At 64.5% G+C, this 13,214-nt stretch carries 12 protein-coding genes; 6 read left to right on the top strand and 6 right to left on the bottom strand.

Translation table 11 applies throughout. The features are described from left to right. Positions 1–4: 4 nt before the first annotated feature. The 4 genes from parC to IAG25_RS24305 all read left to right on the top strand — a co-directional run bounded on the left by parC (position 5) and on the right by IAG25_RS24305 (position 3,946). Positions 5–2,323, top strand: a complete 2,319-nt coding sequence (gene parC / locus IAG25_RS24320; protein ID WP_187607154.1) for a DNA topoisomerase IV subunit A — start codon at positions 5–7, stop codon at positions 2,321–2,323. A gap of 287 nt (positions 2,324–2,610) precedes the next feature. Beyond that, a complete protein-coding gene (locus tag IAG25_RS24315) occupies positions 2,611–2,922 on the top strand; it encodes a type II toxin-antitoxin system RelE/ParE family toxin (protein WP_375336537.1) in 312 nt (103 codons plus the stop codon). Further along, positions 2,909–3,232: a helix-turn-helix domain-containing protein gene (locus IAG25_RS24310; protein ID WP_187607152.1), complete on the top strand. Its 324-nt coding sequence runs from the start codon at positions 2,909–2,911 to the stop codon at positions 3,230–3,232. The genes IAG25_RS24315 and IAG25_RS24310 overlap by 14 nt, the downstream gene beginning before the upstream one ends. Positions 3,233–3,487: 255 nt before the next feature. Beyond that, a complete protein-coding gene (locus IAG25_RS24305) occupies positions 3,488–3,946 on the top strand; it encodes a CopD family protein (protein ID WP_035506289.1) in 459 nt (152 codons plus the stop codon). An 8-nt stretch (positions 3,947–3,954) separates the two neighbouring features. Here the strand turns inward: IAG25_RS24305 and IAG25_RS24300 are convergent, their stop codons facing one another. Next, positions 3,955–6,384 (bottom strand): EAL domain-containing protein, encoded by a 2,430-nt coding sequence (locus IAG25_RS24300; protein ID WP_187607151.1) that lies wholly within the window; start codon positions 6,382–6,384, stop codon positions 3,955–3,957. Positions 6,385–6,440: 56 nt separating this feature from the next. On the opposite strand from IAG25_RS24300, the gene IAG25_RS24295 reads away from it, so the two are divergent. Beyond that, positions 6,441–6,740 carry a hypothetical protein gene (locus tag IAG25_RS24295; RefSeq protein ID WP_187607150.1) on the top strand — a complete coding sequence of 100 codons (300 nt, stop codon included), beginning with the start codon at positions 6,441–6,443 and terminating at the stop codon, positions 6,738–6,740. 99 nt (positions 6,741–6,839) lie between these two features. Here the strand turns inward: IAG25_RS24295 and IAG25_RS24290 are convergent, their stop codons facing one another. From IAG25_RS24290 to IAG25_RS24270, 5 genes are all read right to left on the bottom strand, one after another. Beyond that, a complete protein-coding gene (locus IAG25_RS24290; protein ID WP_187607149.1) occupies positions 6,840–7,730 on the bottom strand; it encodes a PhzF family phenazine biosynthesis protein in 891 nt (296 codons plus the stop codon). 85 nt (positions 7,731–7,815) lie between these two features. After that, positions 7,816–8,277 (bottom strand): RidA family protein, encoded by a 462-nt coding sequence (locus tag IAG25_RS24285; RefSeq protein ID WP_035506296.1) that lies wholly within the window; start codon positions 8,275–8,277, stop codon positions 7,816–7,818. Between the two features lie 24 nt (positions 8,278–8,301). Next, positions 8,302–9,498, bottom strand: a complete 1,197-nt coding sequence (locus tag IAG25_RS24280; RefSeq protein ID WP_187607148.1) for an aminotransferase-like domain-containing protein — start codon at positions 9,496–9,498, stop codon at positions 8,302–8,304. A gap of 106 nt (positions 9,499–9,604) precedes the next feature. Continuing rightward, positions 9,605–10,546 (bottom strand): DMT family transporter, encoded by a 942-nt coding sequence (locus IAG25_RS24275; protein ID WP_035506300.1) that lies wholly within the window; start codon positions 10,544–10,546, stop codon positions 9,605–9,607. 35 nt (positions 10,547–10,581) lie between these two features. After that, positions 10,582–11,382 (bottom strand): VOC family protein, encoded by an 801-nt coding sequence (locus IAG25_RS24270; protein ID WP_187607147.1) that lies wholly within the window; start codon positions 11,380–11,382, stop codon positions 10,582–10,584. Between the two features lie 177 nt (positions 11,383–11,559). Between IAG25_RS24270 and IAG25_RS24265 the strand changes: the two genes are divergently transcribed. Beyond that, positions 11,560–13,023, top strand: coding sequence for an aminotransferase-like domain-containing protein (locus IAG25_RS24265; RefSeq protein WP_187607146.1), 1,464 nt, complete (start codon positions 11,560–11,562; stop codon positions 13,021–13,023). Positions 13,024–13,214: the final 191 nt, after the last annotated feature.

Raw genomic sequence — 13,214 nt, 5'->3', positions numbered from 1 at the left:
TTCGATGGGAATCACAGACGATCTCTTCGCCGAACAGACCGCACCGGACGGCGAACAACTGACGCTCGGCGATTACGCCGAGCGCGCTTATCTCGACTACGCGGTGAGCGTGGTGAAGGGCCGCGCGCTGCCCGATGTCTGCGACGGACAAAAGCCCGTGCAGCGCCGCATTCTCTATGCGATGAGCGAGATGGGCCTCGCGTCCGGCGCGAAGCCCGTGAAGTCGGCGCGCGTGGTCGGCGACGTGCTGGGCAAGTATCACCCGCACGGCGATCAATCGGCGTACGACGCGCTCGTGCGTCTCGCGCAGGATTTTTCGATGCGCTATCCGCTCATCGACGGTCAGGGCAACTTCGGCTCGCGCGACGGCGACGGCGCGGCGGCCATGCGGTACACGGAAGCGCGCCTCACGCCCATCGCGCGTTTGCTGCTCGATGAAATCGATCAGGGCACGGTCGATTTCATGCCGAACTACGACGGCTCGTTCGAAGAGCCGAAGCTTTTGCCCGCGCGCCTGCCGTTCCTGTTGCTGAACGGCGCATCGGGCATCGCCGTGGGTCTCGCGACGGAAATCCCGTCGCACAATCTGCGCGAAGTCGCGCAGGCCGCCGTCGCGATGATCCGCGATCCGAAGCTCGGCCACGCGGGTTTGATGGAGAAAGTGCCCGGACCCGATTTCCCCGGCGGCGGGCAGATCATCTCGTCGCCCGCGGAAATCTCGGCGGCTTACGAGACCGGCCGCGGCAGCCTCAAGGTGCGCGCGCGCTGGAAGATCGAAGAACTCGCGCGCGGCCAGTGGCAGGTCGTCATCACGGAATTGCCGCCGGGCGTATCGAGCCAGAAGGTGCTCGAGGAAATCGAGGAACTGACCAACCCGAAGATCAAGCTCGGCAAAAAGACGCTCACGCCCGAGCAGGTTCAAACCAAGCAGACCTTGCTCGGCCTGCTCGACGCCGTGCGCGACGAGTCCGGCAAGGACGCGCCCGTGCGTCTCGTGTTCGAGCCGAAGTCGAGCCGCATCGATCAGACCGAGTTCGTCAATTCGCTGCTCGCGCATACGAGCCTCGAATCGAACGCGACGATCAACCTCGTGATGATCGGCGCGGATGGCCGGCCGCGTCAGAAGGGCATCGTCGAAATTCTGCACGAGTGGATCGGCTTCCGTTTCGTGACCGTGACGCGGCGCACGCAGCATCGCCTCGGCAAGGTCAACGACCGCATCCATATTCTCGAAGGGCGGATGATCGTCTTCCTGAATATCGATGAAGTCATTCGCATCATCCGCGAATCGGAGGAGCCGAAGCAGGCGCTGATCGCACGCTTCAATCTCACCGACCGGCAGGCCGAAGACATCCTCGAAATCCGGCTGCGGCAACTGGCGCGGCTGGAAGCGATCAAGATCGAACAGGAGCTGTCCGACTTGCGCGACGAGAAGACCAAGCTCGAAGAACTGCTCAACAGCGATGCCGCGATGAAGCGCGTGCTCATCAGGGAGATCGAAGCCGACGCGAAGCAATACGGCGACGATCGTCGCACGCTCATTCAGCAGGAAAAGCGCGCGACATTCGAGGCGCGTGTCGTCGATGAGCCGGTGACGGTCGTCGTGTCGCAAAAGGGCTGGGTGCGCGCGCTAAAGGGTCATGGACTCGATCCGGCGGGCTTCACGTTCAAGCAGGGCGATGGACTCTATGCGGCGTTCCTGGCGCGCACGCCGGATTCGCTGGTCGCGTGGGGCAGCAAGGGGCGTGTGTATTCGGTGCCGGTATCGGCGTTGCCGGGCGGGCGGGGTGACGGCGTGCCCGTTACCTCATTGATCGAGCTCGAATCGGGCACGCATCTGCTGCACTATTTCGCGGCGAATGCGGAGCAGCAGTTGCTGCTGGCATCGAGCAATGGTTTCGGCTTCCTCGCGAAGCTCGGCGACATGGTGAGCCGTCAGAAGGCGGGCAAGGCGTTCATGACGATCGACGAAGGCGCGGCTCCGCTTGCGCCTATGCCTGTCGTTCACGGCGCGACATACGTCGCGTGCCTGTCGAGTGTGGGCAAGCTGCTCGTCTTCGGCATGGACGAGATGAAGACGCTGTCGGGCGGCGGTCGCGGCGTCATTCTGATGGGCCTCGACGCGAAGGAAACGCTGCGGCAGGCGCTCGCGTTCGATGCGCGTGGCGTGATGATGATCGGCACCGGGCGCGGCGGGAAGGCGAAGGACGAGAAGCTCAGCGGGTCGCAGTTGCAATTGCATCTCGGCAAGCGGGCGAGGAAGGGGCGCGCGCCGGATTCGTCGTTGAAGGTGACGGAGTTGAGGCCGGTGTTCGAGGGGTGACGTGTGAAGGGGGCGTTGCTGACGTCCGCCTGTTAGCTGAGAAGCCCGCTTCGTGCGGGCTTTTTTTTTGCATCCGACAATCAGCCCGCGACATTCAGATATTCACCATTCCCACGCTCGATCCAAACGAACAGACTTTGCCTTTGGAGTCGCGAGGTCTCAGGCGAGGCTGGAAAGAGACGCAGAGACGATATTCCCATATTGGTATAATCTGCCGTTGTGTGATGGAAGAACGAGAAGTCAAGCCGCTCTACTGGGTTGCGTCCGCGAGGCGCGATCTCAAGGCAATGCCGACGGACGTGCAGGACACGTTCGGCTTCGCGCTGCATCAGGCGCAAGCTGGCAGGAAGCACGGACAGGCCAAGCCGCTGAAGGGCTTCGGGTCCGCTGCAGTGCTGGAGGTGGTGGAGTCGTCGCGGGATGGCACCTACCGCGCCGTCTACACGGTGAAGTTCGTGCACGCAGTCTATGTATTGCACTGTTTCCAGAAAAAGTCGACAGACAGCATCGCGACGCCGAAGCCGGACATCGACATCGTTCGGGCGAGGTTGAAAGCCGCGCAGGACCATGCCGCAGGAGAACGCAATGATCGAGATTGAAAAGGGCAGCGGCAACGTCTATGCCGATCTGGGAACGGCCGATGCCGACGAAATGCGAGTCAAGGCGCAACTCGCCAGCAAGATAGGCGAGATCATCAAGGCACGTCGCTGGACACAACAGCGGGCGTCGGAGGTGCTGGGCATCAGTCAGCCCAAACTATCGCAACTGCTGCGCGGCCAGTTCCGGGGCATCAGCGAGGCGAAGATGCTGGAGTTGCTGGCCCGTCTTGGCCGCAACGTACAGATCGTCGTCGGTCCGCCGCGGCGCTCGGCGAAGGCAGGGCGAGTCGAAGTTGTTTTCGCCGCGTGACCGGGAATTCAGGTTTGCGAGCGATACGGTGACGGTGGTGAGCGTCATGGCGGTGATTACACGTCCCATCATGAATATCCGAAATCGCGGGAACTCCCTACGCGACTCGCATTCTTAGTGTTCTGGGTTCGACCGGCTCGTCTCGTCATTTTGCTGCCGCAACATCCAATCTTCGGCGTAAGTCCGGCGGTGTCTGCCCACGGCTTTCACACGGCAACCCGTCTATCAAGTCTTGAACTGCATCCGGAATCCCCAATGAACAAAGCCATCGAAGCGGCGCTCTTTCTGCATCTGCTCGGCGTAGCCGTTTGGATCGGCGGCATGATCTTCGCGCATTTCTGCCTGCGTCCCGCGCTCGGCGATCTCACGCCGCAACTGCGTCTGCCGCTCTGGGAGTCGGTCTTCGCACGGTTCTTCAACTGGGTGGGCGTCGCGGTGATCGTGATTCTGCTCACCGGCGGCTTCCTGCTCGTGGAGTTCGGCGGCGGTCACGCGGCATGGCCGTTACATGCGATGGCCGGTCTCGGCATCGTGATGATGCTGATCTTCGGTCATATCCGCTTCGCGGTGTTCCCGCGCATCCGTCGCGCGGTGCAGGCGCAGAACTGGCCCGATGGGGCGAGGGCGGTTGGGACCGTGAGACGGCTCGTCGTGATCAATCTCGTGCTGGGCGTCGTGACGATCGGCACGGCGGTGCTGTCGCGCGGGTTCTGAGTCAGCCGTCAGCCGCCGCGCTCGTCACTGAGCGCGGTGTTCGATTCGCGGCCCGCATCGTTGCGCGAGCGCGGCGACTGTCCGCGCGGCCATCCGCACACGCCGAAGCGATCGAGCAGCGCCTGCACGCCATCCGCCGGCACGGGACGTGAAAACAGGAAGCCTTGCGCTTCCACCGGCCCGAGCGCCGCAAGCCACGTAATCTGCTCTTCCCGCTCGGTGCCTTCGACGACCACCGTCAGCCCCAGCGAACGCGCCAGATTAATGATCGCCGACACCATCACGCACACGCTGCGGTCCTCGGGAATCGCCTGGACGAACGAGCGATCCACCTTGAGCGTATCGACCGAGAAGCGGTTCAGATACGACAGCGACGAATAGCCCGTGCCGAAGTCGTCGAGCGCGATGCGCACGCCCAAACGCTTCAACGCGACGATCTTCTCCTGCACGAGCTCCGGATATTCAACCATCACCGTCTCGGTGATTTCGAGTTCGAGCTTGTCGGGCGGAATGCCGCTCGCCTCGATCGCGCGCGCGACCGTCTCGAGCAAGTCGCCGCGCCAGAACTGCACGGCCGAAATGTTCACGGCAAGCGACAGCCCGTTATAACCATCGCGCTGCCATTGCGCGAGCTGCATGCACGCCGTGTAAATCACGAAATCGCCGACCGCGACGATGAGCCCCGTCGATTCCGCCACCGGAATGAACTCGTTCGCCGGAATGAGCCCGTGCTGCGGATGATTCCAGCGCACCAGCGCCTCGAAGCCGGTGATGCAGCGGCGCGTGAGATCGATCTTCGGCTGATAGACGAGGAAGAGCTGCTGCTCCGTCAGCGCGACGCGCAGTTGCTGCTCCCACTTCATCAGATGGTCCGCGCGATGCGACAACTGCGGCGAATAGAACTGATAGCAGTTCCGGCCCGCGTCCTTCGCGCTGTACATCGCGAGATCGGCCTTCTTCAGCAGATCGATCTCGCTTTCGTTCGATACCGAAAAGAGCGCGATGCCGATGCTCGCATGCAGCACGAACGCGCTGCCGCGCACGTCGAACGGCGTGGCGAACATCGTCGCGATGTCGTCGGCGAGCGTGACGGCGCGCTGTTCGACGTCGTCGCCCTTCACGACGACCACGAACTCGTCGCCGCCGATGCGCGAGAGCGTGCCGCTTTGCCCCACCGTCTCCGCGAGCCGCGACGCGGTCATCTGCAAGACGATATCGCCGGCGTTGTGGCCGAGCGTGTCGTTGACCGTCTTGAAGTTGTCGAGGTCGATGAAGAGCAGCGCGAGCCGCCCGATGTTCTCCGGCTGCGCCACGTCGTGCCTCAGCGCGCGCAGCGTCGAGTAGCGGTTGCGCAGACCGGTCAGCAGGTCGAATTCGACGAGATGCGTCATCTCGCGCTCGCGCCCGAGCAGCTTGCCGATGAGCCCCGTCGCCACCGCGAAGAAGCCGAGCATCGCGAGCGAGATGAAGCTCGCCATCAGGAGATAGACATTGCGCGTGTGGTTGTAGTCGATCATCTCCTCGCGCTCGGAGAGACCGACGAGCACGCCGAGTGGATAGCCGTCGATATGCCGGTACGAGACGATGCGCTTCACGTGATCGATCGGATCGACATAGATGCCCGACGCGTGGTCCGTCGTCGGATAGACGCCGCTCGCGCTGAAGGCCGCATGCGCGCGGTCGGCCGGACCGCTGTGCGTGGCGCCCTTCGTGGCGGAGCTGGCCGCCGCGCTCTCGGCGAGGCTGCCGCCCGTGCTGCGCGCGAGCACTGAGCCGTTGTCCGATACGACCGCGATCACGCCTTCGCGCCCGATCGACGCGACGTTGTAGAAATCGCTCGTGAAATAGGCCGGATCTTCCGACACGACCACGACGCCCGCAAACGAGCCGTCCGCATGATTGAGGCGCCGCGTGATCTGCAAGGTCCACAGGCCCGACACGCGGCCGCGCACCGGGCGGCTGATGTAGAGCAGGTCGTCGTTCGAATGGGCGTGCACCTTGTAGTGCTCGCGATCGGACAGGTCGATCGGCTTCGGATGCGGATCGGACGTATTGCCGATCAGCGTGCCGTATTCGTCGATCAGCGAAACCTGCACGAGGGTGTCGCTTTGCACGACGCCTTTCTCGACCGTGGCGATCAGATCGAAATTGTCGGGCGACTTCTCATACTCGTATTTGACGAAGCGGGTGATCTGGTCGACCTGATGGATCGCCTTGATGGTGTGCTGTTCGAGTGCAGACGAGAGGATCGCGGCGGAGGCCATCGATTCATGTGTCGTCGCTTCACGCTCGACTGAGAGGCGGGCGAATATCACCGCCCACAGCAGCACTAGCACGAAGGTGCCGAGCACGGGAATCGCGAGGAGCGCGCGCCGACGCCGCGCCGACGGCGCGCCGAAGAGGGTGTCGGATGAGGCGTGGGAGCGCGTGCGCTTCATGGCGCATCCGTGGGCGCTGTGTCGCGTAGCGCGTGGCGTGTTGCGAACTGCGCGAGGTGGATGAAGCGATGCATGTTTTGAGGCGTTCAGCCGAAACGGGTGAATATACCGTGCGCGGCGCGCAGCGGATGATCGGCGGCTTGTTTCTCCGAGACCCGATCCACGTCCGGATTCACGTCATGAAGCAGCACAACGGCCGTTCGGCGAGCGATTTTTTGCGGCAGCGCCCGAAGCCCGGCATGAGTGAGACGGCCAGTATTCGATGTCGTCAAGAGCATACGTTTGCGCTGCGGCGCAAGCGGCTCAATCTCGCGACGCCCATTGTCCGCCGATGTGAAACCGCGTTTGCGTTCTGATCCCCGATTGTTCAGATATTAGCGAAGCCTCGAAGATTAAGAAAGGGGCGGCGCTTGGGGGTATACGCGCGCCCTCGCGAACGCGCGTAGGTCATTGTTTCAGATGCAAAATGTCCCGTCGATCACAGTTACCGACGAGCCGCCGATCCAGATCGGTGCACCGTGGGCCTCATCGTCGTACTCGATGCTCACGCGGCCGTCGCGGTCGAGCGCGGTGCCCTGGCGCACGGTGTACGAAGCGCCGGGCCGTCTGCCCTGTTGCGTGAGGAGCGTCGCGAGCGCCGCGTTCGCGCTGCCCGTCACCGGATCTTCGATGTTCTCCGCGCCGAGCAGGATCACGCGCAGCTCGAAGGTCGCGGGTCCATCGGCGTCATGCGGTCCGTACACGGCGATGCCGTGCGTATCCACTTCCGCGACGAGCGCCTGCAGCGTCTCGCGCGCCTGGCCGCGCAGCGACAGCGCGAGACACTGCGCCGCGTCGTTCACGCGCACGACGAGCCACGGCGCACCATTGTTGACGGCAGCGGGCGGCGCGCTGAAATCGATTACCGCGGGGGAGAGCGCATCGGCGAGGCGCTGGTTCTGCGCGGCGCTCAGCGGCGCGATGGTGGCGGGCGGCGCGGCGAACGCCCACTCGCCGTTGTCGCGCTCGGCGAGCGTGACGAGCCCGACGCCGCATTCCTGCACGAGCCGGCCAGGCGTCTTCGGCGTATAGCCGCTATCGATGAGCGCGTGCGCGCTGCCGAGCGTCGGATGTCCGGCGAAAGGCAGTTCGACCGCAGTCGTGAAAATGCGCACGCGATAGTCGGCGCGCGGATCGGTCGGCGGCATCAGGAACGCCGTCTCGGACAGATTGGTCCAGCGCGCGATTTCCTGCATGCGTTGCGTCGAAAGGCCTTCGGCGTCGAAGATCACCGCGAGCGGGTTGCCCTTGAACGGAACCGGCGTGAAGACGTCGACCTGCTTGAACTGGACAGTGCGTGTAGGCATGAATGTCATCGGTTGGATCAGGACACAAAAAAACCCGACGGCCTGAGCGCGTCGGGTTTCGCTGACGAGCGACGGGAGACGCGCCTTATGCGACTTCCGCGATCAACTCGATCTCGACACACGCGCCGAGCGGAATCTGCGCGACGCCGAACGCCGAGCGCGCATGCTTGCCCGCATCGCCAAACACTTCCGCGATCAGCTCCGATGCGCCGTTCGTGACGATGTGCTGCTCGGTGAAGTCGAACGTCGAGTTCACGAGGCTCATCACCTTGACGATGCGCTTCACCTTGTTCAGATCGCCGACGTGCGCATGCAGCGTCGCGATCAAATCGATGGCGACGCTGCGCGCCGCGGCCTTGCCTTCTTCGGTCGTGATGTTGTCGCCGAGCTTGCCGACATGCACCTGGCCAGCCTTCTTCGCGATGTGCCCGGAGAGATACACGGTGTTGCCGCTCTGCGCGCTCATCACATAAGCGGCGGCGGGCGCGCCCGCGACGGGCAGTTCGATGCCGAGTTCCTTCAGCTTGTCATACACGTTCGATGCCATCGGTTGCTCCTCTAAACGTTGAAATCAGATGCTCGCGCGAATCAGCGCGCCGAGTTTCGCCACGCCTTCGTCGATCGTCGCGGGCGGAACCGTCACGAACGAAAGACGCATCGTATTGTGCTCGGCTTCGTTCGCGAAGAACGGGCCGCCCGGCACGAAGGCCACATTTTGCGCGATCGCCTGCTCGAGCAGCTTCATCGAGTTGATGTGCTGCGGCAGCTTCACCCACACGAACATGCCGCCTTCCGGCCGGTTCCATTCGACGCCCGCGGGCATGTGACGTTCCAACGCGTGGAGCATCGCCTCGCACTGATCGCGATAGAGCGCGCGGATGGTCGGCACGTGCCGGTCGAGGAAGCCGTCCTTGACCACTTCGTAGACGATGCGCTGCGTGAGGCTCGGCGTGTGCAGGTCGGTTGCCTGCTTCGCCTGCACCAGTTTGAAGTGCAATTCCTCGGGCGCGATGATGTAGCCCACGCGCAGGCCCGGCGCCAGCACCTTCGAGAACGAGCCGAGATGCACGATGTGCTCGGGCGCCATCGAGAGCAGGGTCGGCAGCGGCGCGCCGGCGTAGTCGAGCGCGCCGTAGGGATCGTCTTCGATCACCGGGAACGGCGCCTTCTGCGCGAACGCGGCGAGCGCGCGGCGGCGCTCGAGCGGCAGGCGGCGGCCCGTCGGGTTCTGGAAGTTCGGCTGCGCGTAGAGCAGGCGCGCGTTGGCGGTGAGCGCGGCGTCGAGCGCTTCGGGGATCAGGCCGGATTCATCGGTCGGCACCTGCACGTAGTGCGGCTCGAAGAGCGAGAACGACTGCAGCGCGCCGAGATACGTCGGCGTTTCGACAAGCACGCGGCTGCCCGGATCGACGAGCGTCTTGCCGAGCAGATCGAGCGCCTGTTGCGAACCGGTCGTGATGAGCACCTGCGTCGGACGGATATGTGCGCCGTTCACCGAGTAACGCGCCGCGACCCATTCGCGCAGCGGCATGTAACCTTCGGTCGCGCTGTACTGGAGCGCGGCCGCGGGCTGATCGCGCAGGATGCGTTCCGACGCGTGGCGCATTTCCTCGACGGGAAACGTCGCGGGCGAGGGCAGGCCGCCCGCGAAGGAAATGACCTCGGGCCGCTCCGTGACCTTCAGGATTTCGCGAATCGCCGAACTGGTGAGCTTGCGTGCGCGTTCGGAGAGTTGCCACGGCGTGGCGCGGAGATCGGCTTGATTCATGAAATGCCTCGGTTGTCTCGGGGATGATGTCTCTCGCGGCGCGGGCCGCGAGTTTTTGAGTCTGGGCTGACGAGGAACGGCAAACCTCAATTATCGCGCGAGTGCGTCATCTTGCGTGCGTCGTGCCCGCTGCGACGACCGCGGCTTGCGGCGCGGGACGCACGGCGGTCTTGCGGCCGAGCACGACGGTCGCGATGACGGCGGCCGCATACAGCCACGTCGATGCGCTCACGTGTTCGCCGAAGAAGAGCGCGGAAAACGCCATCGTGAAGAAGATCTGCAGCAGTTGCACCTGCCCGACGCGCGCGATGCCGCCCATCGCGAGACCGGCATACCACGCGAAGAAACCGATGAATTGCGAAAACAGCGTGACATAGCCGAACGCGAGCCAGGTCTTGAGCGCGAGCGGTTCGGGATGCGTCGCGTGACTTCCGAACAACTGCGCCCACGCGAGCCAGCCGACCGGCAGCAAAAGGAACGGCGCGGAGAGCACGAGCGCCCAGCAGATCACCTGCCAGCCGCCCATCTGACGCGCGAGCCGCGCGCCTTCCGCGTAACCGAGCGCGCCGATGCCAACCGCGACGAGCATCAGCAGATCGCCGGCCTGCAAGCCGCCGCCGCCCGCCTGCAACGCGAACGCGACGACGATCGCGCTGCCCGCCACCGCGCTCGCCCAGAACGCCTTCGACGGTCGTTCGTGCGAGAGCCACGCGGCATAGATGGCGACGCACAGCGGTTGCAGGCCGTTCACGACCGCGCCGTGCGACGCGGGCACGGTTTTCATCGCCCAGGCCGAAAACACCGGAAACGCGATGATCACGCCGAGCGCGACCACCGCGAGACTCTTGACCTGCGGCCACGTCGGCAGCTTTTCGCGACGCCACACGAGCAGGGCGGCGGCCGGAATCGCCGCGACGAGCGCGCGCCCGAGGCCGTTCAGCAGCGGATGCACCTCCGCGACCACGATGCGCGTCATCGGCAGCGTCAGGCTGAAAATGACGACGCCGATCAGGCCGAGCAACATGCCTTCGGTTTCGCGGGTTTTCATCGTGCGATGTCTCCTTGTTTGTTCGATGCGCAGGCTCAGTCGGGCTGCGGCGGTGTTTTCGGGTCGTCTTGCGTATCCGTTTTCTTCACGCGACGGCGTTTGGACGCCTGCCGCGCGTCTTCCTCGCGCGCCACTGCCTCTTCCGCCGATTCACCGAGCGTCAGCGTCGATCCGTCCGGCAGATCGAATTGCGCGACGAGCACTGGCGCGCCCGCCGTCCGCTCGACGCGCATCAGATGTTCCGCGCCGAGCCACGCGAGCTGCTCCGACACCGCATCCGCGGCCGGATGGAATCCGGTCAGCGTGCGCAGCGCGATGCCCGTTTCCGGGAGCGCGTCGCTCGGATGACGCGGCGTGTCCCACTGGATCAGCGACGGCAGCACGCCGTCGCCGGCGCCTTGCCACGCCGGAAACGCGCCGTCGTCGGGCACGGTGAGGCCCCACGTATTGCCAGCGCGCGACATAGCCGCGACAGGCGCGATGCGCGCCGGATACTGCTCACGCCAACGCGCGAGCGACTTCGGACGCTCGACGCGCGCGACCCAGTGCACGAGCTGCGGGCCGTCGTCTGCGAGACGACGCTGCATCGCCGGGTCGTCGAGCGCGAAAAGGCGCGGCCGGGGCGACTCGACGCCCGCCGCCGACGGATCAATCGCGATCACTTCCAGATACGCGCCGCCCCACAGATTCAGCAGCCGGTTGTGCGTGCGCATTAGCGGATGCGCGCCGCCGGCCACTGTCCCGACGCCGAATTTCGCGGCGACGAACTGCGCGCCTTCTTCCAGCGTGCGGGCGGCGATCACGAGGTGATCGAGTTTGAGTCGATGATCGGTCATGACGGGGCGATGCGATAAACAGGGGCCGATAGCATAACGCTTCCGTTTCGCGCACCGGAGCGCCCGAAAGCAAAATGTAGCCGCTATCACCATAACAGTAACGGTACAATCGGCCCAATACTATTCGGTACAGTTTTCCTGGCGCACAGCCGCGCTTACGGTACACCGGAGGCCCGCATGTCCGTTCCGCTCGATCAGATTCCCGCGCCGCACGACGCCGCGCAACTCACGCTCGTCGATCAACTGGTGCAATGGGGCCGCCGCCGCATCGACGAGCGCGTGTTTCGGCCCGGCATGCGCATGCCGTCGATCCGCAAGCTCGCGCTCGACAAGGGCGTGTCGCGCTTCACAGTCGTCGAGGCGTACGAGCGGCTCGTCGCGCACGGCTATCTCGACTCGCGACGCGGCTCGGGCTTCTACGTGCGCGAGCGTGTCGCGCCGGCGCTCGTCGCGAAAGGCGAGGCGCCCGCGGTCGCGGCGGAGCGCGAGCCGGTGCAGAACACCATCGACGTGGTCTGGCTGCTGCGCAACATGCTGCATACGTCGAGTCCGGAGAAGGGGCCGGGTCTCGGCTATCTGCCGGGTCGCTGGCTCGACGGCGAACTGATCACCAACGCGCTGCGATCGCTGTCGCGCCAGAGCGGGGCGCAAATGCTCGGCTTCGGCACGCCGCAGGGTTTCCTGCCGCTGCGCCAGCAGTTGCAGACGCGGCTGGAAGAACTGGAGATCGGCGCGTCGGCGGCGCGGCAGATCGTGCTCGTGTCGGGCATCACGCAGGCGATCGACCTGATCTCGCGTCTGTACGTGAAGCCGGGCGATGCGGTGATCGTCGGCGATCCGGCGTGGTTCCAGATGTTCGGGCGCTTCGCGTCGCAGGGCGCGCGGCTCGTCGGCATGCCGTATACGCCCGATGGTCCCGATCTCGATGCGCTCGAAACGCTCGTCGCGACATGGCGGCCGAAGATGCTGATCATCAATTCGGTGCTGCAGAATCCGACCGGCACGTCGCTCACGGCGGCGCAGGCGTTCCGGATTCTTCAGCTCGCGCAGGAATACGATTTCATCGTCGTCGAGGACGATGTGTACGGCGATCTGTGTCCGGCGGGCTTTCCCGCGACGCGCCTCGCATCGCTCGATCAGTTGAAGCGCGTGATCTTCCTCGGCAGCTTTTCGAAGACGCTCGCGGCCAATCTGCGCGTCGGCTATATCGCGGCGGCGCCGGACGTGGCAAAGGCGCTCGCTGATCAGAAGATGCTCGTCGGCATGACGAGTCCGGAAATCAACGAACGCGTGGTTTATAAGGTGCTGACTGAAGGGCACTATCGGCGGCACGTCGAACGGCTGCGCGCGCGGCTCGACGGGGTGCGCGACAAGACCGCGCGCATGCTCGAAAAAACCGGTTTGCGGCTGTTCGCGACGCCGGCGGCGGGGATGTTTCTGTGGGCCGACGCGGGTGTCGATTCTGATGGTCTCGCGGCGGCGGGTCACGAGGCGGGGTTTCTGCTGACGCCTGGCAGCCTGTTTTCGCCGCATCAGTCGCCGACTACGTGGATGCGATTCAACGTCGCCAATTGTGGGGATCCGGCGCTGCCCGGGTTGCTTTCGAACTATCTGGAGAAGGCGGCGCGGCGCAGCGCCTAGGGTGTGGTTGCGGTTTTGTTTGCCTGGGCTTCTATGGGTGGCCTGTGTTCTTTTTGGTTTATTAGCGTTGCCCCTGTGCGGGGCGGCAGTCACTTTCTTTGCTGCTGCAAAGAAAGCAACTGTATTGAGAGTCAAGCGGTGGGGAGCAAAGAATCAAGGTTTTGGGGGATTCCAGGCTGTGCCATCGCGCA

It is taken from the genome of Caballeronia sp. EK (assembly GCF_014384845.1).
Classification (GTDB): Bacteria; Pseudomonadota; Gammaproteobacteria; order Burkholderiales; family Burkholderiaceae; genus Caballeronia; species Caballeronia jiangsuensis.
This window is presented reverse-complemented; position numbering and strand designations above follow the sequence as displayed.

Coding starts and splice junctions, on each gene's coding strand:
- IAG25_RS24310 (WP_187607152.1), top strand. CDS start 2,909: ATGATCGAGATTGAAAAGGGCAGCGGCAACGTCTATGCCGATCTGGGA.
- parC (WP_187607154.1), top strand. CDS start 5: ATGGGAATCACAGACGATCTCTTCGCCGAACAGACCGCACCGGACGGC.
- IAG25_RS24290 (WP_187607149.1), bottom strand. CDS start 7,730: ATGCCTACACGCACTGTCCAGTTCAAGCAGGTCGACGTCTTCACGCCG.
- IAG25_RS24270 (WP_187607147.1), bottom strand. CDS start 11,382: ATGACCGATCATCGACTCAAACTCGATCACCTCGTGATCGCCGCCCGC.
- IAG25_RS24300 (WP_187607151.1), bottom strand. CDS start 6,384: ATGAAGCGCACGCGCTCCCACGCCTCATCCGACACCCTCTTCGGCGCG.
- IAG25_RS24280 (WP_187607148.1), bottom strand. CDS start 9,498: ATGAATCAAGCCGATCTCCGCGCCACGCCGTGGCAACTCTCCGAACGC.
- IAG25_RS24275 (WP_035506300.1), bottom strand. CDS start 10,546: ATGAAAACCCGCGAAACCGAAGGCATGTTGCTCGGCCTGATCGGCGTC.
- IAG25_RS24265 (WP_187607146.1), top strand. CDS start 11,560: ATGTCCGTTCCGCTCGATCAGATTCCCGCGCCGCACGACGCCGCGCAA.
- IAG25_RS24315 (WP_375336537.1), top strand. CDS start 2,611: ATGCCGACGGACGTGCAGGACACGTTCGGCTTCGCGCTGCATCAGGCG.
- IAG25_RS24285 (WP_035506296.1), bottom strand. CDS start 8,277: ATGGCATCGAACGTGTATGACAAGCTGAAGGAACTCGGCATCGAACTG.
- IAG25_RS24305 (WP_035506289.1), top strand. CDS start 3,488: ATGAACAAAGCCATCGAAGCGGCGCTCTTTCTGCATCTGCTCGGCGTA.